This is a genomic window from Aquimarina algicola (assembly GCF_006443095.1).
GTDB classification, from domain to species: domain Bacteria; phylum Bacteroidota; class Bacteroidia; order Flavobacteriales; family Flavobacteriaceae; genus Aquimarina; species Aquimarina algicola.
Map to the genome: position 1 here is coordinate 108,329 of NZ_VFWZ01000001.1, position 22,740 is coordinate 131,068.

Annotated in this window: 20 protein-coding genes; 11 read left to right on the plus strand and 9 right to left on the minus strand. The window is 31.7% G+C overall.

What is annotated here, in order from left to right; all coding sequences use genetic code 11:
- The first annotated feature begins 8 nt into the window (after positions 1–8).
- The 6 genes from FHK87_RS00445 (at position 9) to FHK87_RS00470 (ending at position 9,131) form a co-directional block, all read left to right on the plus strand.
- Positions 9–896: a CPBP family intramembrane glutamic endopeptidase gene (locus FHK87_RS00445; protein ID WP_140588484.1), complete on the plus strand. Its 888-nt coding sequence runs from the start codon at positions 9–11 to the stop codon at positions 894–896.
- Between the two features lie 86 nt (positions 897–982).
- Positions 983–2,098 (plus strand): AMP-binding protein, encoded by a 1,116-nt coding sequence (locus FHK87_RS00450; protein WP_140588486.1) that lies wholly within the window; start codon positions 983–985, stop codon positions 2,096–2,098.
- A gap of 204 nt (positions 2,099–2,302) precedes the next feature.
- Complete coding sequence (locus FHK87_RS00455) at positions 2,303–4,420, plus strand: VWA domain-containing protein (RefSeq protein WP_140588488.1); 2,118 nt, start codon at positions 2,303–2,305, stop codon at positions 4,418–4,420.
- Between the two features lie 144 nt (positions 4,421–4,564).
- A complete protein-coding gene (locus FHK87_RS00460) occupies positions 4,565–5,887 on the plus strand; it encodes a M24 family metallopeptidase (RefSeq protein ID WP_140588490.1) in 1,323 nt (440 codons plus the stop codon).
- A gap of 165 nt (positions 5,888–6,052) precedes the next feature.
- Entirely contained in the window at positions 6,053–7,489 is a 1,437-nt protein-coding gene (locus FHK87_RS00465; RefSeq protein ID WP_140588492.1) for a hypothetical protein, read from the plus strand.
- 169 nt (positions 7,490–7,658) lie between these two features.
- Complete coding sequence (locus FHK87_RS00470; RefSeq protein ID WP_140588494.1) at positions 7,659–9,131, plus strand: hypothetical protein; 1,473 nt, start codon at positions 7,659–7,661, stop codon at positions 9,129–9,131.
- Between the two features lie 107 nt (positions 9,132–9,238).
- Here the strand turns inward: FHK87_RS00470 and FHK87_RS00475 are convergent, their stop codons facing one another.
- The 8 genes from FHK87_RS00475 to FHK87_RS00510 all read right to left on the minus strand — a co-directional run bounded on the left by FHK87_RS00475 (position 9,239) and on the right by FHK87_RS00510 (position 16,868).
- Positions 9,239–9,433, minus strand: a complete 195-nt coding sequence (locus tag FHK87_RS00475; protein WP_140588496.1) for a hypothetical protein — start codon at positions 9,431–9,433, stop codon at positions 9,239–9,241.
- Positions 9,434–9,586: 153 nt separating this feature from the next.
- Positions 9,587–10,306 (minus strand): TapB family protein, encoded by a 720-nt coding sequence (locus tag FHK87_RS00480; RefSeq protein ID WP_140588499.1) that lies wholly within the window; start codon positions 10,304–10,306, stop codon positions 9,587–9,589.
- Between the two features lie 5 nt (positions 10,307–10,311).
- A complete protein-coding gene (locus FHK87_RS00485; protein WP_226293949.1) occupies positions 10,312–10,947 on the minus strand; it encodes a VWA domain-containing protein in 636 nt (211 codons plus the stop codon).
- Positions 10,948–11,045: 98 nt separating this feature from the next.
- Positions 11,046–11,678: a hypothetical protein gene (locus FHK87_RS00490; protein WP_140588503.1), complete on the minus strand. Its 633-nt coding sequence runs from the start codon at positions 11,676–11,678 to the stop codon at positions 11,046–11,048.
- 123 nt (positions 11,679–11,801) lie between these two features.
- Positions 11,802–12,557 carry a LytR/AlgR family response regulator transcription factor gene (locus tag FHK87_RS00495; RefSeq protein ID WP_140588505.1) on the minus strand — a complete coding sequence of 252 codons (756 nt, stop codon included), beginning with the start codon at positions 12,555–12,557 and terminating at the stop codon, positions 11,802–11,804.
- 8 nt (positions 12,558–12,565) lie between these two features.
- Positions 12,566–14,404 carry a tetratricopeptide repeat-containing sensor histidine kinase gene (locus FHK87_RS00500; protein WP_140588508.1) on the minus strand — a complete coding sequence of 613 codons (1,839 nt, stop codon included), beginning with the start codon at positions 14,402–14,404 and terminating at the stop codon, positions 12,566–12,568.
- A gap of 59 nt (positions 14,405–14,463) precedes the next feature.
- Positions 14,464–15,216, minus strand: coding sequence for a DUF3108 domain-containing protein (locus FHK87_RS00505; protein ID WP_140588509.1), 753 nt, complete (start codon positions 15,214–15,216; stop codon positions 14,464–14,466).
- A gap of 23 nt (positions 15,217–15,239) precedes the next feature.
- Positions 15,240–16,868, minus strand: a complete 1,629-nt coding sequence (locus FHK87_RS00510) for an acyl-CoA carboxylase subunit beta (RefSeq protein ID WP_140588512.1) — start codon at positions 16,866–16,868, stop codon at positions 15,240–15,242.
- Positions 16,869–17,102: 234 nt separating this feature from the next.
- On the opposite strand from FHK87_RS00510, the gene FHK87_RS00515 reads away from it, so the two are divergent.
- From FHK87_RS00515 to FHK87_RS00535, 5 genes are all read left to right on the plus strand, one after another.
- Complete coding sequence (locus FHK87_RS00515; RefSeq protein WP_140588514.1) at positions 17,103–18,527, plus strand: DNA/RNA non-specific endonuclease; 1,425 nt, start codon at positions 17,103–17,105, stop codon at positions 18,525–18,527.
- Between the two features lie 197 nt (positions 18,528–18,724).
- Entirely contained in the window at positions 18,725–18,907 is a 183-nt protein-coding gene (locus FHK87_RS00520) for a CAL67264 family membrane protein (RefSeq protein WP_073314008.1), read from the plus strand.
- 61 nt (positions 18,908–18,968) lie between these two features.
- A complete protein-coding gene (gene ettA / locus FHK87_RS00525) occupies positions 18,969–20,660 on the plus strand; it encodes an energy-dependent translational throttle protein EttA (protein WP_140588517.1) in 1,692 nt (563 codons plus the stop codon).
- Positions 20,661–20,704: 44 nt separating this feature from the next.
- Positions 20,705–21,397 carry an HAD family hydrolase gene (locus FHK87_RS00530; protein ID WP_140588519.1) on the plus strand — a complete coding sequence of 231 codons (693 nt, stop codon included), beginning with the start codon at positions 20,705–20,707 and terminating at the stop codon, positions 21,395–21,397.
- Between the two features lie 3 nt (positions 21,398–21,400).
- Complete coding sequence (locus FHK87_RS00535; protein ID WP_140588521.1) at positions 21,401–22,030, plus strand: chloramphenicol acetyltransferase; 630 nt, start codon at positions 21,401–21,403, stop codon at positions 22,028–22,030.
- Positions 22,031–22,091: 61 nt separating this feature from the next.
- Here FHK87_RS00535 and FHK87_RS00540 read toward each other — a convergent pair whose 3' ends face one another.
- On the minus strand, positions 22,092–22,712 hold the full coding sequence (locus FHK87_RS00540; protein ID WP_140588524.1) for a pseudouridine synthase: 621 nt from the start codon (positions 22,710–22,712) through the stop codon (positions 22,092–22,094).
- Positions 22,713–22,740 lie beyond the last annotated feature (28 nt).

Here is a 22,740-nt window from a genome sequence, read left to right on the forward strand (position 1 = left end):
AAATAAATATGTATATCATACAAGGGAAACAAGGAGAAATAGGGATGTGGAAGTATTTACCAATCCCAATACTGTTTTTTGGATTAATGGGGTTTAACTATTTAATGACAATTGTGATGAATTTGGATGTTGCTGAATTTATGGAACAACAAATTAGTCAAAAAGGAAAAACCAGATTTTTTGCAGAAAATATGGCCTTTTTTGTGCTTTTACTTGCAGGACTATTTTTTTGGGTACGCTTTATACATAAACAAAGTTTACGCTCGTTAACGACTAGTAGGCCAAAAATCGATTGGGGGCGAGTTTTTTTTACATTTTTTATGCTAAGTACCTTTATTATAGTTTCGACTTTAATTTCTTTTTATAGTTCCCCAGAAGATTACATATTTAATTTTCAACCGATTCCTTTTTTGATTTTAGCAGGTATAGCAATTCTTTTGGTTCCAATACAAACTAGTTTTGAAGAGTATTTCTTCAGAGGATATCTAATGCAGGGGTTAGGATTAGCTTGCAAAAATAGATGGGTTCCTTTATTTACAACTTCAATATTGTTTGGAGTGATGCACATTGCAAATCCTGAAGTAGAAAAGATAGGAATGATATTATTACTGTATTATATTGGTACAGGATTATTTTTAGGTATTATCACTTTAATGGATGAAGGACTCGAGTTGGCATTGGGTTTTCATGCCGCCAACAATTTGATTACTGTGTTATTAGTAACAGCCGATTGGACAGCTCTTCAAACCGATTCGATATTTATAGATACTTCAGAACCAAGTGCAGGTTTTGAAATTTTATTACCTTTACTTATCATTTTTCCGGTTTTTTTGTTGATTTTATCTAAAAAATATAAATGGACAAATTGGAGCAAAAAACTATTTGGGAAATTATAAATATTTACAAAAAGAGATAACTAAAAATTAATATACTCTTTACGTATCCATAACCCAAGGATGTTTTATAAAAATGAAATTTGGATATGCAAACAAGGGATACATTTTCTTTACCAGAAATTCATAGCAGTTTTATGATTAACAAATACGCTCCGGATAGAGATGAGTTAAAGCGTATTGCCTATGGATTTATGAAAGATGGGGAAGTGTATGAGCAAGAAGCTGGCAGTTTTTTATTAGATTGGCTAAATGATAAAGATTATATAGTTGTTCAAACTTCAGGTTCTACAGGCAAACCCAAAAAAATAAAGGTTTACAAACAACATATGGTTAATAGTGCCAAAGCTACTGGTAAATTTTTTAAATCAGAAGAAGGTACAACGGCTTTACTATGTCTCCCTGCAAACTATATTGCCGGTAAAATGATGCTAATTCGTGCAATGGTATTAGGTTGGAAAATAGATTTGGTTCCTCCAAAGACAAATCCTTTGGACACTGTATATAAACAGTATGATTTTTGTGCTATGGTGCCGCTTCAGCTTGATAATTCAATCAACAGACTACACCTGATTAAAAAGTTGATTGTAGGTGGTGGACCGGTTTCAGAAAATCTCAAAGAATTAATACAAGGGATTAAGACTAAAATTTTTGAAACATACGGAATGACAGAAACTGTCTCTCATATTGCCGCAAGAAGAATTAATCCAAAAAAGAAAGATAAAAAAGATGCTCACTATTTTAAAGCATTGCCAAATATTACATTGAGCATAGACAATAGAAATTGCTTGGTTATCAAAGCTCCGTTACTCAATACAAATACTATTGTTACAAACGACGTTGTAGAGCTCAAAACATACAAAAAGTTTTTGTGGAAAGGTCGTTTTGATAATGTAATAAATAGTGGAGGGGTTAAATTATATCCCGAAGAGATAGAAACCAAATTACAATTACTAATTGGGCATCGTTTTTTTGTTACAAGTCTTCCTGATGATGCTTTAGGAGATAAAGTTGTTCTAATTATCGAAAGAGATTACAACAAAATTGCATATTTAACCATTGAAGACGCAATTAAAAACTTAAAAACTCTCAATAAATATGAGATTCCTAAAGAAATTTATTTTCTTCCAAAATTTGTAGAAACCAATAATGGCAAAGTGCAAAGAAATCAGACCTTATCTTTAGTGTCTAATACAAGTGTATAGTTTTTCAAATTTCAAAACACTCAATATTGATTTTACTATCAAAAAACCAAAAGTATATATTAAATATAAATAAGTTCAATAATTAATATTTCTATTTTATCGTTCTTACCGGTTAACTAAATCAAAATGTGTATTCACTCATTCTAGCTAGTTATTCTATTACTATCGATATAGTTTTATAGTATAATCTAAAAACTATCAACTATGAGATTTTTAAACTACATGATATTCCTTTTTTGTATTTCAGGAATTGTAAATGCGCAGCAAATTCAAGTTAGCGGAAGAGTAACTGATGAAGCATATTCACCTTTACCGGGAGTAAATATTGTAATCAAAGGTACAACATCAGGGACACAAACAGATTTTGATGGAAAGTATACATTGCAAGCCAATGTGGGAGATGTATTGACTTTTTCTTATGTGGGATTTGAAACAACAGAAGAAGAAATAAAAGGTACGTCTAGCATCCTTGATGTAACAATGAAAATTTCTGACGCTCAATTGGATGAAGTAGTTGTTACTGGTTATAGCGCCCCAAAGAGAAAGAAAACTTTGGCGTACAGTGTATCCACAGTTTCTAGTGAGAAAATTAGTAGTAGAAGAAGGAAAGCAAGAATTAGAAGAAAATTAAGCGGTAAAGTATCTGGTGTTCAGATTTCTAATGCTAACAAAGCGAATCGAAATCAAGTGATTAAAATCAGAGGAGTAGGGTCGGTATCTGACTCAAAACCTCCTCTGTATATAGTAGATGGTGTAGTTATCGATAAAAAAGACATTGCTAAAATAAACGCTATAGATCCAAAAAAGATTTCTGATGTTCAGGTTCTTAAAGATACAAATGCAACTATGCTTTATGGCTCAAAAGCAAGTAACGGTTGTATCCTGATCACCACAAAACAAGGTAATTATACTGTAGAGAATAACGAATCTTATAAAGAAATTACCGAAAATCAATTTAAGAGTGTTACTGTAGCACCACTTTCCACATTTTCTATTGATGTGGACAAAGCTTCATATAGTAACATAAGGAGAATGATTAATAACGGAGATACTTCGATACCACAGGATGCTGTAAAAATAGAAGAGATGATTAATTATTTTGATTATAACTATGATCAACCAAAAGAAAAACATCCTTTTGCGATTCATACCGAATACGATGAAACTCCATGGAACAACGATACCCAATTGGTAAAAATAGGCTTAAAAGGAAAAGAAATACCAAAAGATAAAATTCCACCATCTAATTTGGTTTTTTTGATAGATGTATCTGGATCTATGGGTAGCTCAAATAAGTTACCTCTATTAAAAAGTGCTTTTAAGCTATTGGTTAATCAACTAAGAGAAAAAGATAAAGTATCGATTGTTGTCTATGCCGGAGCAGCCGGTGTAGTCTTGTCACCTACTTCAGGAGCTCATAAGAAAGAAATAATTGCAGCATTGCAAAATTTAGAAGCTGGAGGATCTACCGCAGGAGGAGCCGGAATACAATTAGCATATGATATAGCAAAAGAAAATTTTATTAAAGAAGGGAACAATAGAGTCATCTTAGCTACAGATGGTGATTTTAATGTTGGTATGAGCAGTGATAAGGATATGAAACAATTAATTGAAGAAAAACGAAAATCGGGAGTATTTCTAACATGTTTGGGATTTGGAATGGGAAATTACAAAGATAGTAAGCTAGAAACTTTAGCAGACAAAGGAAATGGAAATCATGCTTATATAGACACTATGCAAGAAGCCCAAAGAGTATTGGTAAAAGAGTTTGGAGGAACATTATTTACGATTGCAAAAGACGTTAAGATTCAAGTAGAATTTAACCCAAATAAAGTGCAAGCATATCGTTTAATTGGTTATGAAAATAGACTTTTAAATGATGAAGATTTTGTAGACGATACCAAAGATGCTGGAGAACTTGGTAGTGGGCATACTGTTACGGCGTTGTACGAAGTGATCCCCGTAGGGGTAACAAGTAAGTATTTTAAGAAATTACCCGATCTTAAATACACCAAACAAAAGACTGATTCAAAATATGGAGATGAGTTATTAACTGTAAAATTCAGATATAAAAATCCTAAAGAAAAGGAAAGCATAGAAATGATGCATGTGCTTAATACTAGCAAAGAACATAAAGTTACATCAGATTTCAAGTTTGCAGCATCTGTAGCTTGGTTTGGTATGAAACTTAGAAACTCGAAGTTGCTAAAAAATGATAAAATTGAAGATATAATTACGCTAGCTAGTTCTAATAAATCAATTGATGATCAGGGATATCGATCTGAATTCGTACGATTAATGAATACCTATCAAGGACTATAATTGATAATAAAAATTAAAATGTAGTTTATGAAGAGATACCTATTTATTGTAGGTGTCTCTTTTTTGTAATACTTTTAATTCAAAGTAAAATCTTTATAGGTATCTTTAGTCTCTTTTAAGCACAAAAACTAAGACCATCCCTCTATGAAAAACTTTTCTATTATCGTTTTACTATTTCTTAGCACTCACATTCAATCTCAAATATTACCTGTAAAAGAAAGAGCAGCAGTAATTGATATGGTATTAGAAGAAAGACTAAATAATCTTTTACCAAAATTAATGGATAGAACAGGTTTTGATATGTGGATTCTTATTTCTAGAGAATATAATGAAGATCCTGTTTTAAAAACAATGTTACCCTCTACATGGCTTAATGCAAGAAGAAGAACAATATTGGTATTCTATAGAAATAAGGAAAAAAATAGTATTGAAAAATTAGCTGTAGCACGATATAATGTAGGAAAACAGATTGACTCTGCATGGGATAAAGAAAAAAATCCAGATCAATGGAAAGCGCTTCTTGAGATCATAAAGAAACGAAACCCTAAGACAATAGGGATTAATTTTTCTAAAGATTTTGGAATAGTAGATGGTATTGTAAAAACAGATTATGAAGCTTTTATGAGCGTGTTACCACAAGAATATCAATCCAGAGTTACCTCAGCAGAAAAACTAGCAATAGCCTGGGTAGAGACACGTACTGCACAAGAAATGGAAATCTATTCACAACTAGTTCAAGTGACACATGATATTATTGCCGAAGCTTTTAGTACCAAAGTGATCAAACCTGGAACCACTACAACAGATGATGTGGTTTGGTGGCTTAGACAAAAAGTAATCGATATGGGTGTAAAAACATGGTTTCATCCTACTGTAGACATACAACGTTCTGGCGAAGCACTACAAAGCCATATTGTATCTTTTTCAGATCGGCCAAAAGACAAAATCATACGGCCTGGTGATTTGATTCACTGTGATTTTGGAATTACCTATTTGAGATTGAATACTGATTGTCAGCAACATGCTTACATATTAAAAAACAATGAAACCGCACCTCCAGAATTTTTAACGAAGGCATTTGCAGATGGCAATCGAGTACAAGATATATTCACATCAAATTTTGAAACAGGTAAAACAGGAAATGAGATTTTATTAAAATCCTTGCAACAAGGTAAAGAAGAAGGATTAAAACCATCTATTTATACACATCCGCTAGGCTTGTATGGACATTCTGCAGGGCCGACTATTGGTATGTGGGATGCTCAAAACGGAGTAGAAGGAGCAGGGGATTATCCTTTATATCAGAACACAGTCTATGCCATTGAGTTGAATACTACTGTTTCTATTCCAGAATGGAAAAAGGATATTAGAATAATGCTTGAAGAAGCAGGTTTCTGGGGAGAAGGCACTTTTAGATATGTTAATGAAAGACAAACAAAGTTAATCACAATTCCGAAACGAGATTAATTATTCTTCGTTTTTATAGAAATCAACAGAAAATAGATCATTTTTTGGGGTAACAATTTTCTTGATCAAGACATTAACAAAGCAGAGTAAGTTATTTTTTATGTATTCATAATATATTAGCTTCGCGAAACTTTTTTAATGATAAATGATTAAACAAATCAATTGATGAGAAAAATTTTTACGTTACTGTTTTTTACAACTTTATTTTTTAATTGTAGTTCTGATGATTCAAATGATGTTTTAACTGATGGTGATGGAATTACAGATGAAAACAATGCTTTATTGACGATTTCGAGAGGATCGGGTTTTATACCTTTTTTTGGAGCTGTCGATATCAGAGATTTTACTGTAGAGGCTATTGTTACGGGAGATGATGGTACTATTTTAGCAAGAAGTTTTTTAGAGTTTGATAGTGAGATAAAACTAGAAGCAGAATATGATAAAAATAAGACTTACGATCTCCATTTTGTAGAGCGTTTTTTTGATTCAAATAAGACAACTCCAGAATTTAGTTATGAAAATGTTCTTACATATAATGTGATCACTATTTTAGGCGCAACAAATCGTTTATATGCTTATGACGGGATTAGTTATGATGATAGTGTTACTATTACACGACCTCCAGAAAAAACCGGTTATGTGAAATTACAATTCAACAACATACCATATAACTTGGGTTTATTTGGATATAGTACAAATGGTAGTTCTTTTAGAGGTGATGGTTCATTAAGTTCTACAAAAGATTTTGATATAAATGTAGAACCTAAAAGCACAAATACGGTATATTCTTTTATAGGTTCAGAGGATGAAAATGGTGGTGATGTACGATTTATAAAAGAAGATTTAACTGATGGAGAATCATTGGTTTTTGATTTTGATGAGATGTCTATAACTACGCCTATTGATATTGATTTTTCTGTCATGAATACTCAAAATATGTTCGTCTCAAGCAAAAACTTCTATGAAATTTTTGCTTTTGATACGCCCTCAGATAAAAAGACTTTATTATCATCGAGTTTGTTCAAAAGAAGCAATCTTTTTTCAACAGAGCGTACTTTTTTTCCTAATGATGCATTTCAAAAATATAGCATTTATTCTTCTATTTTTTATGACGAATTTACTGTGTTAACAAAAAGAGTATATGACAATATAAATGAAATTCCCAAAAAATATACTCATACTGGTTTGAATGCGAAAATTATAAATAATTCTTTTCCAGATATTAAAGCTGAGGCAGTTGGAGAATATGATTATTTTATAGTAAAAAGTTCGTATAATGATGGAGAGAATTTTTCTTCTGATACCAAGCGTTTTGCATGGACAATTTATGGAGATGCAAATTCAGAGATCTCAATTGATCAAAAAAACTTGTTTTCTAATTTATTTCAAGAAAAAGATAATTTTGAAGTTCCTATGTCTGATTTGAAAAATAATTTGGAGTTATCTTTAATAAGTAGTGATGTAATCGATAACTATAATGATTATATCAGTGATATCATCAATAGAAATATATCTATAGATAATGGGTATCAAAATTTTGAAAGATGGTCGTCAAGAAGTATCAATAGTATAAACATTGATGCAATAAATAATAGTCAATAAAGTAAAAAAGTGATCATTTGATAAAGAAAGATAAAAAAAGATCATTTTTTGGGGTAACAATTTTCTTGATCAAGACATTAACAAAGCATAATAAGTTATTTTTTATGTATTCATAATATACTAGCTTCGCGAAACTTTTTTGATAGTAAATTATTAAACAAATCAATTGATGAGAAAAATTTTTACGTTACTGTTTTTAACAACTTTATTTTTTAATTGTAGTTCTGATGATTCAAATGATGTTTTAACTGACGATGATGGAATTACAGATGAAGACAATACTTTATTGACGATTTCAAGAGGGGCAGGTACTATCCCAGGTTTTTCAGATGAGGTAAAAGATTTTACTGTAGAAGCTATAATTACAGATGAAGAAGGTATAATCTTAACAAGAAGTTTTTTAGAGTTTGATAGTGAGATAAAACTAGAAGCAGAATATGATAAAAGTAAGACTTACGACCTCCATTTTGTAGAACGATACCTTGAATCAAATACATCTAATCCAGAATTTAGTTATGAAGATGTACTGACATATAATGTTATAACGCTTTTGGATGTGAAGAATCGTTTATACACTTATGATGCTTACAGTCAGGATACTATAAATTCTTTAACAAAAACAGGTAATGTAGAATTAGAGTTTAATAATATACCATCATATAGTTCAGGTATTTTGGGTTATAGTTATGGGGGAGCTTTTAGTACTATAGAAGGGGTATTAGATAATACAGAAACCCTTGATGTATCGATAGGTATTAATAGTACAAATACGGTATATTGTTTTGTAGGTTCAGAGGAAGAAAGTGATATAAGGTTTATAAAAGAGGAGTTAACAGATGGGCAATCTTTAGTCTTTAATTTTGAAGAAATGTCAAAAACGACACCTATTGATATTGAATTTCCTCCTTTAAATAACCAAACTAAACTTCCTTTCTTTTATGCGTATTCTATAAATGGTTTTGACGAATCTTCTAATACAAGAGCAGTACTAGCTGATAAAAGTATTTTTGATAATTATTTTTCTTCAGCTGAGCGAGTTTTCATCCCTAATAATGCTTTCGAAAAGTATACTATATCTTCAATTATTGATTATAGTAACTTCATTGTAGAAACTAGAAGGGTCTATGATAACATTGATGAGATTTCAAAAAAGCATATTCCTTCTAGCTTAAATGCAGAAATTACAAATAACTCTTTTCCAAATGTTCAGGCTAAAGTATCGGGTGAGTATGATTATTTTGTAGTAGGCAGTTACTATAATGATGGAGCAGACTTCTATTCTGATACCAAACGCTTAAAATGGACTATTTATGGAGAAGCAAGTTCAGAAATTTCGATTCGTCAGAAAAATCTGGTTTCTAATTTAATTCTAGAAAAAGATAATTTTGAAATCCCTTCTTCTGATTTAATTGATAGTATGTGGCTAACGGTTTTGAATAGTGGTGCTATCATAAATTATGACAATTATATTAATTATGTAATTAATAGAAATATGTTTACAGACATAGGCGGTCAAAATATTGATAGATGGACATCAAAAAATTTTGATAATAAAGCAACTAAGAAAGGGACAGAAAACATGGAAAGACCTGATCTTTGGGAGTATACTGGCTTAGACTTAGAAAATGAATATTTTAAATAAAATATTTTGCAAAATTTAATTCTCAGATTTTCTAATAGATTACATTTTAATCTTTATAAACGAAAAATTATCCCCTTTATATGTTTGTATATAAAGGGGATTGCTTTTTAAAAGGCGCAGAGGTCAGGAATGAAAAAACCTCCTACATCAACGCCACATACTCCACAGGGACAATCACTGTCACTTGTACATGATCTAAATTCTGCTACACATCCGTTTTTGACCGATCCAGCATTAATTGATTTTTGTTGTTCTCTTTTTAAAACTTGAATGTTGTCTAGGTTTAAAATGTTTTTAATCATTGTGAATAATATTTATATGGTTAATTTTATAGTAAGATATGATTTTTACATATCTATATTTAAAATCTTATCATAAAAAATTAATTCCCTTACTTTTTTGCAATGCTATTTTTGTTAAAAATCGATTAACACAAGATCTTTTTTCTGTTTCGGCTATTGTACTTTTGTTATTTCATGATATCCAATAAGTTTCCCTCTTTTGTTATATGATTCTGACTTTACTACCATAGCATTATTATAATACCATTCTACTCCCGATCCTTTTACGTTTATAATTCCAAACTTAGAGTCAAAATCAAAGGTCACTTTTTGACACATAAACGTTCCTGCTGGGGTGGTAATTTGTTCTTCACCTACAATTTTTCGGTTAAAAACATTAAAAGCCATTGTGACCAAAGTAAAACCATTACTGTTTAATTTTATAGTGATATTTCCGTCATCAAGATGATCTCCGGTTTTCATACCATTCGGAAATTCTAGAACATCCCCATCTATTTTAAATTTTAGATTTTCTTTTTCATTGTACTCAGATAGTTTGTTGAAATCAAAAAATCGAATCATATCCACACTGAACAATCCATTGTTGCAACCTACATTGTATTGAGTATCAAATGTTTTTTTGTCTTTTGTGTTTACAACGGTTGCTTTAATAATAGCGTTAACCAAACTACCATCTTCAGAGACTTCTATAGTTTCATGAACTGTAGTGCTTTCTGGTTTTCCTCTTTTATTATAATCAGTATATTCTAGTATTGCACCTTTTTTCATAAAAGAAACATCAGTACAATCTTGCGCAATAGACAAACTAACTGTAAACAGAGTAAAGACAATTATTATCCTAAAAGCTTTTGTTATTTTGAAGTTACTTTTCATGCGATTTACATTTTAGACGTTATAAATTTCCCTCCGTTTTCTTGGGCAAGAGTCCTCATAAAATTATGATCTGCATCTTCTCCAAAAGCAATAGTGTGAATGATTACATTATTAGTGTTTATTTTCCTAATTTCTTCAAGAACGGCTTGTGGTCCACCATTAGGTAATCCATCACTCATTAAGATTACTTCTTGTACTCCTGGAGTTGATATTGCCTCTGTTAATCCCAATAATGTATTTGTACCACCACCTGCTCTAAGGTTTTCTACAAATATATTTGCCGAAGTTCTAGCAGTATTTGTTGCAGTTCTCAATTCTAAAGATTGTTTTTTGACATTGTCTTCGTAAGCAAAAACGGCAAACTTTTTACCATCAGGAAGTCCCTTGATAGCTGGGATTAATTTTCGTTTTACAGCTCCTAATTTTGTAGCTTGTTTTGTAACCTGTTTCCCCAGAATGTTTCCTATTTTTCCACCTATAGTATTACTAACTGTATTACCTGCTTTATTTCCAACTTGTCGCATTACTTGGTCTTTAATAGAGCCTTCATCGATACCTTCCATACTTCCGGAGATATCAATAAGATATAATGTGTTTTGTGTTGATGTTTCTATTCCATAGAAATCGTCTGATTTTTTCATAACATAGCATGATTGCAGTAGCATGCAGATCAGACATAGTGTTATAAATGATTTTCCCCTTTTCATTTTAATGTAATAAGTGTTTTATTTTGTATTTTTTATTTTGCTTTTTGTTGTAGACCTGTTAGATCGATCTCATCTACAGCTTTTCTTAATTGTTTTAATGGAATCCCCTCTCCATCAAAAGAAACTATAAATCTATTTGCAACAAGAAGTTCTATTTTAGAATTTTCACCATCAGTGTAACTATCTTTTTCGACTTCTTCTATAGCTTTAAAACCGTTAATAGTATTTGATTTTTTAAATCCGGTTTCTGTTTGCTCTTCAAAGTCTCTGGCAAAACTCAAACGAGCAAATGTAACCATAGCACTTCCTGTTTCTCCGGCTCCATCTAGGATAGAGAAAAGTATAATGTTTTGATTTTCATTTTCATACTCTGCTTCTGCAGCAGCCATATCAGGAACGAACTGATTTCCGATAGAAAATTTTGTTCTAGCAAAACCAAGTAAGTTTTCAGGTAGGAATGTTTTAAGTTCTTCGTTTGATATAGGAGTCGTTTTAGCCAGCTTATCACTTTCTTCTTCTATTTTTTCTGCCTCATCTGTAATATCTTTAAGATCAGAAACTCCTTCTATTACATCAAATATTCCTGGATCTTCATTATCTTTGTTGTTCTTTCCACATGAGAAAATAAAAAACAAAGTCATTACAGTAATGATTATTTTTTTCATTGATTTATTTTTATGATTTTTAATTTAACCCTTATGCTAAGTTAATGGCATCCAAAGGATTTTTGGATAGAAATGAGGATTCTAGATAGAATATTTAGGAATTAAAGCTAAATAGAGAGGATTTTAAGAAATGGTATTGATATATTCAATAAGAATTTTCTTTTTGCTTTGCGAAACTGGTATTGCATGAGATTGGGCTAAAATAACTTTATCTTCTCTCTTGTTAAATGAAGATATATAATATAAATTGATTAAGAAGCTTTGATGAATTCTAAGAAATTTATGATTTGTAAGCTTTTCATCAAAAGATTTAAGAGGTTTTGATACTAAAATTTCTTTTGAATTATTGAGCACAAAAATGGTATAGTTATTATCAGATTTAGCATACAAAATATCTTTGATATTTACGATATGAACAGTATCGGCGGTTTTTAAAACAATTTTTTTGGGTTCTTCCTGATTTGCAAAATTGTGCAGAAGTGTTTGTAATTGATGTTGATAGTTTTCTTTATGGATATCCTCTTTAACCTTTTCTAGCGCGACAATCAGCTCATTTTGTTCATATGGTTTTAAAATGTAGTCTAAAGCGCTGAATTTGAAGGCTTCTATTGCATATTTGGCATAAGAAGTAGTAAAAATGATTTTAAAATTTATCTCATCAAATAGTGATAGAAATTCAAAAGCATTACCATCAGTAAGAAATACATCAAGTATTATAAAATCCGGTTCTAATCGTTTTATTTGTTCGGCAGCTTCATGTATCGAATCAGAATTGCCAATAATATGAATATCTATAGCAGTATATTTTGTTATAATTGCTGAGGCATATGATAATGCTTGTGGGTCGTCTTCTACAATAAAACAAGATATTTTGCTCATATATTAGATTATAATGTTGTGAATGATAGTATAACTTTTGTTCCTGTTTCAGAGGATTCTACTGCTATATTGCCATCAAAGTTTTTTAAAGTTCTGTTCAGATTTTTTAATTGCTCGTTGATGATATTCATACTCATCGATTTATGCAAACGTTTTTCGTCTTCTTTTTTGTTTTGATATCCTTTTCCATTATCAACTATAGATACAAATAAAGTTGTATTTTCTTTGTAATACTCTATATTTATTTTTCCATCAGTATTATTTTTTAAACCATGCAATACGGCATTCTCTACAAATGGTTGAGTAATGAGTGATGGTAATGTATCAAAATCTTCTTCTATATCTTCTGTACTATCAATTGTATATGAAAAAGCATTGTTCAAATTAAGTTGTTGCAGATCAAGATAAGATTGTAAAGCAAGTTTATCGTCGGCTACTGTAATAAAATCATCATCTGATTTTTCTAAGATTAAACGAATTAACTTAGAATAACTTGCTAAGTATGAACCTGATTTTTCTTTATCATTTTGATATATAAAGTTTTGAATACTTTGTAAAGCGTTGAATAAAAAGTGAGGATTTAATTGAATTTTTCTAAGTCTTTGTTCTAACAATAACGTGTCTAATTGTTGCTTGGTTTTGTAATTATTAAAGCCAAAATATCCTAATATTGCGAAAAGAACTATAAAAACCGAAATAGCAATTAAAACATATTTTTGTTGAGAGATTGTCAATGCCTGAATTTCATTTTTGGCATCTAAAATATCGATTCGTTGTTGTTTCTTTTCAGACTCGTACTTTTCTGTCAGCTCGGCAACTTTTTCTTTTTGTTTGGTTTCTGTGATAGAATCTTTTAATTTGTCTTTCAGATCCGCATAATAAATTGCTTTTTTATAATCATTTAGACCAACGTATGAATCTTTGAGGTTATTATAGATGTAAGATCGAAGCACCCCTTTGGATCCGGGCATTGCACTATCCAGATATTGTATTGCCTTTTTATATTCTTTGTTTTTGAGATAAGCATTGCCTATGTTATTATAGGTAATATTAAGGGATTTAACGGAGTTTAATTCTTTTTTTAGTTGCAAAGCTTTTTTACCATATGATATAGATGCTTGATAATCGATATCATATGTAGAGTAGTAGTTTGATAAGTTTGAGTAAATAACAGACAAACTACTTTTGGATTTATATTTTTTGGCTAAATTCTCTGCTTCTTTAACAGAAGATAAATATTTTTTAAAAAGCTTTTGTTCGTAATAAATCGTGCATAGATTCACTAGAATTTGAAGTCTAATATTTTCATTAAAATCACTTAGAGGGAGAGCTCTTTCAAGGTATTTCTGTGCATTTTCAAAATTTCTTAAAGAAGCATTTATAGAACCGATATTAGTATATGTACCGACAAGTTGTTTAGAATTTTTTGTTTCTTCCAGAATCTTTGCAGCTTTGAGATAAATACTCAGCGCTTTTTTAAAATCTTGTTTGTAGTATTGTATTGTACCAAGGTTATGCCAGGTTTGACCTTCCAGGTGTTTTGGTAATGCTTTTGAAAGGTTTTTTTGTAAAATTGAATCAGCTTTCAAAAAACCTCCTTTTGTAATCAGAACACTACTTTTTTGCAGATTAGATTTGGCAATTAATGTGTCATTTTGAATAGATTGAGAAAGAGATAGTGCTTTTTCTATGTAAAATAAAGAACTATCGACATTCTTATACATAAATTCTTTAGACTTAACGATATTGTACTCTATTTCCTTTAACTTATCAAAAGATGTCTGTGCTTGTATTGAAAAAGTAATGAGAAAAACTCCTGTAAAAAGGATATAAACAAGTATTTTCATTCAATAAATTAGTTTTACATTTCAAATAGCAATAATACATTTTTAAGAATAAATCAATTTTATTGTTTGCTAACCAATTCGTGAGATCTTTCTAGCATTCCAATATTATTATAGAATTCTGATTTGATTAAAATTAGCTCATCAGAGTACCATTCTATACTATTTGATTTAGTTTTTATTGCTCCTTTAAAATAAGACTCCTCAATATCATAAGATATTTTTTTACACAAAAATGTTCCTGCAGGAGTTTTAATTTTTTCTTTTCCTAAGTTTTTCCTGTTGAAAATAGTATAATTTATGGTAGCAAATACAATTGTATTATCAATAATCTTGACCTCTATTTGACCATCATTTAATTTGGATTTTTTGTTTCTAGGAAAATTAATAGTATTCCCATTGATTTCAACATTCATATTTCCTCCGTCATATGATGTCAAAAAGAAACGTTCTGGGCCTATTCTAGTTTCATTTTGAATATAAACTATTGTATAATTTATAGGACTATTGGTCTTATATTTTTTTTCTTTAGAAACCTGAGTAGCTTGCATTTTAGTAACAATACTATCTTTATGTTTGGTAACAGAAACTGTTTTGTGTATTCCAAAACTTAGTTGATCACCTTTTTCGTTATAACTAATGTATTTTAGAGATGTTCCTTCTTCAATAAATGAAAAATCATATTGTTGACTATAATTTAATTGATAAAACAATACATAAACACATATAAAAATGACAAAGGTTTTCATTCTTGATTTACAACCTAATAAATGATCATAAAAGGAAACGAGAAGTATCGATTTATGAAAAATCATGCTATAAAATTATAAGAGATCAATCAAGCTTGAATTACTCCCAGATTAAATTTCTTTTCAATAGGGGCATGATTTGCGGCTTCAATTCCCATAGAAATTACATTCCTGGTTTCTAAAGGGTCGATAATACCATCTGTCCAGATACGGGCAGCAGCATAATAGGGTGAGATTTGTCTATCATATCGAGCTTTAATTTTATCGTACAATGCTTTTTCGTCTTCTTCAGACAATTTCTCTCCTTTATTTTTTAAAGATGCCGTTTCTATTTGTAGTAATACTTTGGCAGCCTGTGCACCACCCATTACGGCTAATTCTGCACTAGGCCATGCATATATCAATCTGGGGTCGTATGCTTTACCACACATGGCATAGTTTCCTGCACCATAAGAGTTTCCTATTACGATTGTAAATTTTGGTACAACACTATTACTCACTGCATTTACCATTTTGGCACCATCTTTTATAATACCTCCATGTTCACTTTTGCTACCAACCATAAAACCGGTCACGTCTTGTAAAAAGACCAAAGGTATTTTCTTTTGGTTACAATTGGCGATAAATCTAGTGGCTTTGTCTGCAGAATCAGAATAAATAACACCTCCAAACTGCATTTCTCCTTTTTTCGTTTTTACAATTTTACGTTGATTTGCAACAATTCCTACAGCCCAACCATCAATGCGAGCATAGCCAGTAAGGATAGTTTGACCATAGCCGGCTTTATATTCTTCAAAATCAGAATCGTCAACTAGCCTTTTTATAATTTCGAGCATGTCGTATTGCTCATTTCTAGCTTTGGGCAAGATGCCATATATATCTTTAGGATTTTCTTTTGGTTTAGTCGATTTAATACGATTAAATCCAGCTTTTTCAAAGTCACCTATTTTAGACATTATGTTTTTGATGGTATCCAAAGCATCTTTATCATCTTTTGCTTTATAATCGGTTACTCCTGAAATTTCACAGTGAGTAGTAGCACCACCCAAGGTTTCATTATCAATAGTTTCTCCTATTGCCGCTTTTACCAAATAGCTTCCAGCTAAAAATATACTTCCGGTTTTATCTACAATTAGCGCTTCATCACTCATAATAGGTAAATACGCGCCTCCGGCAACACAACTTCCCATCACAGCAGAAATTTGTGTAATTCCCATACTACTCATTACAGCATTATTACGAAATATCCTTCCAAAATGTTCTTTATCAGGAAAAATTTCATCTTGCATGGGTAAATATACTCCGGCGCTATCTACAAGGTAAATAATTGGTAATTTGTTTTCTATAGACAATTCTTGTGCTCTCAGATTTTTTTTCCCAGTGATCGGAAACCAAGCTCCTGCTTTTACTGTAGCATCATTTGCTACAACAATGCATTGTTTTCCTGATACATACCCGATTTTTACAACAACACCTCCGCTTGGACATCCACCATGTTCCTGATACATATCCTCACCAGCAAAAGCACCAACTTCTATCGATTTAGAATCTCGATCTAATAAATATTCAATACGCTCGCGAGCAGTCATTTTTCCCTTTGAGTGAAGCTTTTCTATTCGTTTTTCACCCCCTCCTAAATGTACTTTTGCAAGTTTTTGTTTTAATTCTGATACTAAAAGTTTATTGTGATCTTCGTTTTTATTGAAGTTTAAATCCATTTGTGTGTATTGTTTGCACGAAAATACAAAAAACAAGTAGTTTATAAAGGCTTACGGTATATTTTCGGTAGCAGTTATAAAAATGTATTAAGGATGTAATGATTGTATTTATAAATAATTGTTGGTTAATATTTTAATAATGTTTTCTTGGTCGGGATTTAACAATTAGATCATGTTTTTGAGATTATTTTAACACTGTAACTAATTTAAATATTCACACAAAACAATTCAATTATGAAATTTTTTAATCTCAACTTGGCTTATTGTCTAACTACATTGCTATTACTCATCACTAGTTGTGAAAGTAATGAAGAATTTGATGATGAGTCAGTAGAAGAATTTATTCCTCTAATTATTAATTCTGAAATTAGAGTTCAAACAAATTATTATGATAATCAGGGTCCGTATGAGCATAGTTTTTTAGGTAAAAGAGCTTCAGGTTTTATCGAAGGTTATGAATCGGCGACAAAGTTCACGTATTTTACTACCAATGTTGATTTGTCTTCGTCTGGTGTCTGGAGGTTTAGTGATGCCAAAATAGGGACAAACTCCAGAGATCGTAAATTTGGAAGTAAAGCCGCTCGCTTAAGAGGAGAAGGGTATATCGTTATGAATTTTGATATGGACAATGGTGTGAAAACCATTCGAGTTAGACATGCAAAATATGGTAGCGACGGAAATTCCTCGTGGCGTTTGGTAGCTTCATATGACAGCGGTGCGACTTGGTCTTTTGTAGGAGAACCTGTAAACACAACTTCTACCACACTCAATACGGTATCTTTTGAAGTAAATGAAACTCGTAGTGTGCGCTATGGCGTTTCTAAAACATCTGGAGGAAGTAATCGTATTAACTTTGATAATTTTGAAATTGTAACTGATACAACGGGAGGAGGAGATGGAGGAAATAGCGGTCGAGATAGCAATCTTACTTTTGGAAACCCATCAAATGCAAATACATCTCCTGATAATTATTTTGTAATGAGACCAGAATATACATTATCATATAATAGTAGCAATGGAACTCCAAATTGGGTAAGTTGGCATTTAAATGCAACTTGGATAGGTGAAGAAAGTCGTTGTAATTGCTTTATGCAAGATACATCTTTACCGGATTCTTTTTTTAGTCCAACAGAAAACGATTACAGCGGATCCGGATTTCAAAGAGGGCATATTTGTCCTTCAGCAGATAGAGATGCTACGGCACAAGAAAATGCAAATACATACTTTATGACTAACATTGCGCCTCAAGCGATAGGTAATAATTTAGGGCCTTGGGCAGCTTTTGAAAGATATCTTAGATCATTGGTTGATGATGGAAATGAAGTCCATATCATTGCTGGTGTAGCAGGAACTGGTGGAGTAGGAACCAGAGGGTATAGAGATAGAATTAATAATGGTAGCATTAATGTGCCGGACTCTTTTTGGAAAGTAGCATTAATATTGCCGAATGGATCAAATGATATTAGTAGAGTAACTACTGCTACAAGAATGATTGCTGTAAATATGCCAAATGATCAAGGGATATCGTTTAACTGGAGAAATTTTAGAACAACGGTAGACGATATCGAAAATCTTACTGGTTATGATTTTTTTGAGAATATACCTGATGATATCGAAGCAGTACTCGAATCAAGAGTAGAAAACAGACTTGTTAATTAATTATAACTATGGTTATTTTATAGAAATAATGGTTAGTTGCCCAATTCAAAATAGATATGATTTTTAAGTTCTATTGTTGATATCCTATAAATAAGTCATTCAAAAATCACTTTTTTTGATGATAAAATACCGATATTTGCACTTGCTTCATGTTTTTATAGACGTGATGTATTAATACTAAACTTAAATATTATTTTATGGGAATGAATAAAAATACCGTTTTGGCTTGGGCAACTTTTATCATGATCATTGTTGGACTTTCTCTAATCGCATTAGGCGCTTTTAGATATAGAGATGTATCAGGATATGGTTTTGCAGCAGTAGGCGTCGGTTTTTTTGCCATTGCATGGGTTTTTAACGCCCTAAAAGGAAGAGTTTAAATATCTCCTACAATTCAGTATATATTACACAAATTAATTATTATTTCTAAAACAAAGACTTATGTCAGACGATAAAAAGGTTATCTTTTCGATGTCAGGAGTAAGCAAGACTTTTAAAAGTGCAAATACTCCGGTACTTAAAAACATATATTTAAGCTTTTTCTATGGGGCCAAGATAGGAATCTTAGGACTTAATGGATCAGGAAAATCTACGTTGTTAAAAATTATTGCCGGCTTAGACAAAAACTATCAGGGAGATGTTGTTTTCTCTCCGGGGTATACTGTTGGGCTATTAGAGCAAGAACCACAATTAGATCCTGACAAAACTGTTTTAGAAGTAGTAAAAGAAGGAGTATCAGAAACAGTAGCCGTTTTAGATGAGTACAACAAAATTAATGATATGTTTGCTCTACCAGAAGTATATGAGAATGCAGATAAGATGCAAGAGCTCATGGATAAGCAAGCAAAACTTCAAGATCAGATAGATGCTAGTAATGCCTGGGATTTAGACACCAAACTAGAAATAGCAATGGATGCGCTAAGAACCCCTGATGCAGATAAGAAAATTAGTGTTCTTTCTGGTGGAGAACGTAGAAGAGTTGCTTTATGCCGTCTATTACTTCAGGAACCAGATGTACTATTGTTAGATGAACCAACAAACCATTTGGATGCAGAATCTGTACATTGGTTAGAGCATCACTTACAACAATATAAGGGGACCGTGATCGCAGTGACACACGACCGTTATTTCTTGGATAATGTAGCTGGATGGATATTAGAACTAGATAGAGGAGAAGGTATCCCATGGAAAGGAAACTATTCTTCTTGGCTAGATCAAAAATCAAAACGATTAGCCCAAGAACAAAAACAGGCTTCAAAAAGACAAAAAACTCTTGAACGAGAATTAGAATGGGTGCGTATGGCTCCAAAAGGTCGTCAGGCAAAGCAAAAAGCTCGTTTGAGTAATTATGATAAATTGCTCAATCAAGATCAAAAACAAGTAGACGAAAAGCTTGAAATATATATACCCAATGGGCCAAGACTGGGGACTAATGTTATAGAGGCTAGTGGAGTGAGCAAAGCGTTTGATGATAAATTATTATATGAAGATCTTAATTTTAATTTACCACAAGCAGGTATTGTAGGGATAATAGGTCCTAATGGAGCAGGTAAGACGACCATATTCAAAATGATTATGGGCGAAGAACAACCGGATAAAGGTAGTTTTAGTGTTGGCGATACTGCAAAGATTGCTTATGTAGATCAAAGTCACAGTAATATTGATCCAGAGAAAACAATTTGGCAAAATTTTAGTGATGAGCAAGAACTTGTTATGATGGGAGGAAAACAAGTAAACTCAAGAGCATATTTAAGTCGATTTAATTTTAGCGGTAGCGAACAAAATAAAAAAGTATCCGCACTTTCGGGAGGAGAGCGTAACCGCCTACACCTTGCCATGACATTAAAAGAAGAAGGAAACGTATTACTGTTGGATGAGCCTACCAATGATTTGGATGTAAATACACTGAGAGCTCTAGAAGAGGGACTTGAAAACTTTGCCGGATGTGCGGTGGTCATCTCTCACGATCGCTGGTTTTTAGATAGAATATGTACGCATATTTTAGCTTTTGAAGGCGATTCTCAAGTATATTTCTTTGAAGGTAGTTTCTCTGATTATGAAGAAAATAAAAAGAAACGTTTGGGAGGTGATCTTATGCCAAAACGTATTAAATATAAAAAGTTGGTGAGATAGTTTTGACTTTTAATGCATTAATATTCTTAAAACATTAAAAAGAAATGTCTTTAAAAAATATAAAGGTTATTGCATTCGATGCAGATGATACGTTGTGGGTAAATGAAACGCTATTCAGAAAAGCAGAAGAAGAGCTTTGTGAGCTTTTAGAGGCGTATTTGCCCAAAGAAGAGGCTGGAAAGCTACTTTTTGATGTAGAGATGAAAAATCTGCCTCTGTATGGATATGGTATAAAGCCATTCACTCTTTCGCTGATCGAAGCTGCTATTACTATTACAAATGGTGATATGTCTATAGATCTGGTGCAGAAGCTTATTGAGAAAGGAAAAGAAATGCTTAACGAACCTATAGAATTGATAGATGGAATCGATGACACACTCAAAGAACTTTCTAAACGATATCGATTAGTAATGGCGACCAAGGGGGATCTTTTGGATCAGGAACGTAAATTAATCAAATCAGGATTAGAATGTTACTTTCATCATATCGAAATTGTATCAGATAAAACTGAAAAGCAATACAAAAAGCTGGTAAAACAGTTGGATGTTACAGAAAATGAGTTTTTGATGGTTGGTAACTCCTTAAAATCAGATGTATTACCGGTTCTAAATATTGGAGCACATGCATTTCATATCCCATTTCATACTACTTGGGCTCATGAAATGGTAAATGGAGAAATTAATCATCCAAATTTTAAAAGCTTTACCAAAGCAACAGAATTATTAGAAGTTTTGTAGAAAATGAAAACTCAAGTAGACCTAGATAACTGGAATAGAAAAGAACATTTTGAGTTTTTCAGTGCATTTGATGAACCTTTTTTTGGAATAACTACTACTATTAATTTTACTAAGGGGTATCAAAAAATAAACGATCTGGGGTATCCTTATTTTTTATTTTATTTACATAAATCATTACTTGCAATAAATGAAGTTGAAGCATTAAAGTATCGTATAGAAGATAATGAAGTTTTTCTTTACGATACGATTCATGCTTCTCCAACTATTGGAAGAGAAGACCATACTTTTGGTTTTTCGTTTCTTGAATTCGATAAGGATTTTGAAGCATTCGTTTCAAAATCAAAGAAAAAAATAGAGATTATTAGAAATAGTAAGGGATTATGCCATACAGAAGATACAAAACGTATAGATACAATACATTATTCCTCAATACCATGGTATAGTTTTACAGGTCTTACTCATGCCAGACATTTTCAATTTGTTGATAGCATCCCAAAAATCTCTTTCGGAAGATATAGTAAAGAAAATGATCAATTAAATTTACCGATTTCTATTCATGTACATCACGCTTTGGCAGATGGCTATCATGTAGGGCAGTATCTAGAAGTATTTCAAAAATTACTGAATGAATAAACGGATGCGTTTTTTTAATAGTTCATTTAACCTAACTTAATCAAGAAAGTTTTTTATAACATTACAAATCAAAACTTTCTACATTTTCGGTATGACCGGGTAACATTTTGTCTAAAAAGATATTACCAATCCGTACACGAACTAATCTAAGAGTAGGAAACCCTACGGCCGATGTCATTTTACGTACTTGCCTATATTTACCTTCTTTTAGAGTAATGGATACCCAGCTAGTAGGGCCATGTCTGTCATCCCTTATTTTTCTAGATCTTTGTGGAAATTCTGGTTCTTCTTTGAGTTTATAAGCTTTACAAGGTTGAGTCGTATATTTTTTTCCATTAAAACCGATCTCTACTCCTTGTTCAAGCTTTTTTATTTCTTCAATCGTAATGTCTCCGTCAACTTGGGCATAATACTCTTTTTCAATACCACTACTACAAATATGATTACTTATTTTGCCATCTGTAGTGAGTAATAGAAGTCCCTCAGATTTTTCATCTAACCTTCCAATCGCCATCGTTCCCTCGGGAAAATCATTAAGTTCACCTAGAAGTCTTTTGGAGTTTTGTTTTTGACCGTTGTTTACAAACTGACTTAGATACCCGTAGGGTTTATATATTTTATAGTGATAATGTTGCTCTTTTGTTTTAGTATTGTTTTTTACGGGATGTTTTTCTCTTTTCATGAGATGTTACGATAATATTGTTTATAAA

Coding starts and splice junctions, on each gene's coding strand:
- FHK87_RS00445 (WP_140588484.1), top strand. CDS start 9: ATGTATATCATACAAGGGAAACAAGGAGAAATAGGGATGTGGAAGTAT.
- FHK87_RS00450 (WP_140588486.1), top strand. CDS start 983: ATGCAAACAAGGGATACATTTTCTTTACCAGAAATTCATAGCAGTTTT.
- FHK87_RS00455 (WP_140588488.1), top strand. CDS start 2,303: ATGAGATTTTTAAACTACATGATATTCCTTTTTTGTATTTCAGGAATT.
- FHK87_RS00460 (WP_140588490.1), top strand. CDS start 4,565: ATGAAAAACTTTTCTATTATCGTTTTACTATTTCTTAGCACTCACATT.
- FHK87_RS00465 (WP_140588492.1), top strand. CDS start 6,053: ATGAGAAAAATTTTTACGTTACTGTTTTTTACAACTTTATTTTTTAAT.
- FHK87_RS00470 (WP_140588494.1), top strand. CDS start 7,659: ATGAGAAAAATTTTTACGTTACTGTTTTTAACAACTTTATTTTTTAAT.
- FHK87_RS00475 (WP_140588496.1), bottom strand. CDS start 9,433: ATGATTAAAAACATTTTAAACCTAGACAACATTCAAGTTTTAAAAAGA.
- FHK87_RS00480 (WP_140588499.1), bottom strand. CDS start 10,306: ATGAAAAGTAACTTCAAAATAACAAAAGCTTTTAGGATAATAATTGTC.
- FHK87_RS00485 (WP_226293949.1), bottom strand. CDS start 10,947: ATGAAAAAATCAGACGATTTCTATGGAATAGAAACATCAACACAAAAC.
- FHK87_RS00490 (WP_140588503.1), bottom strand. CDS start 11,678: ATGAAAAAAATAATCATTACTGTAATGACTTTGTTTTTTATTTTCTCA.
- FHK87_RS00495 (WP_140588505.1), bottom strand. CDS start 12,557: ATGAGCAAAATATCTTGTTTTATTGTAGAAGACGACCCACAAGCATTA.
- FHK87_RS00500 (WP_140588508.1), bottom strand. CDS start 14,404: ATGAAAATACTTGTTTATATCCTTTTTACAGGAGTTTTTCTCATTACT.
- FHK87_RS00505 (WP_140588509.1), bottom strand. CDS start 15,216: ATGATTTTTCATAAATCGATACTTCTCGTTTCCTTTTATGATCATTTA.
- FHK87_RS00510 (WP_140588512.1), bottom strand. CDS start 16,868: ATGGATTTAAACTTCAATAAAAACGAAGATCACAATAAACTTTTAGTA.
- FHK87_RS00515 (WP_140588514.1), top strand. CDS start 17,103: ATGAAATTTTTTAATCTCAACTTGGCTTATTGTCTAACTACATTGCTA.
- FHK87_RS00520 (WP_073314008.1), top strand. CDS start 18,725: ATGGGAATGAATAAAAATACCGTTTTGGCTTGGGCAACTTTTATCATG.
- ettA (WP_140588517.1), top strand. CDS start 18,969: ATGTCAGACGATAAAAAGGTTATCTTTTCGATGTCAGGAGTAAGCAAG.
- FHK87_RS00530 (WP_140588519.1), top strand. CDS start 20,705: ATGTCTTTAAAAAATATAAAGGTTATTGCATTCGATGCAGATGATACG.
- FHK87_RS00535 (WP_140588521.1), top strand. CDS start 21,401: ATGAAAACTCAAGTAGACCTAGATAACTGGAATAGAAAAGAACATTTT.
- FHK87_RS00540 (WP_140588524.1), bottom strand. CDS start 22,712: ATGAAAAGAGAAAAACATCCCGTAAAAAACAATACTAAAACAAAAGAG.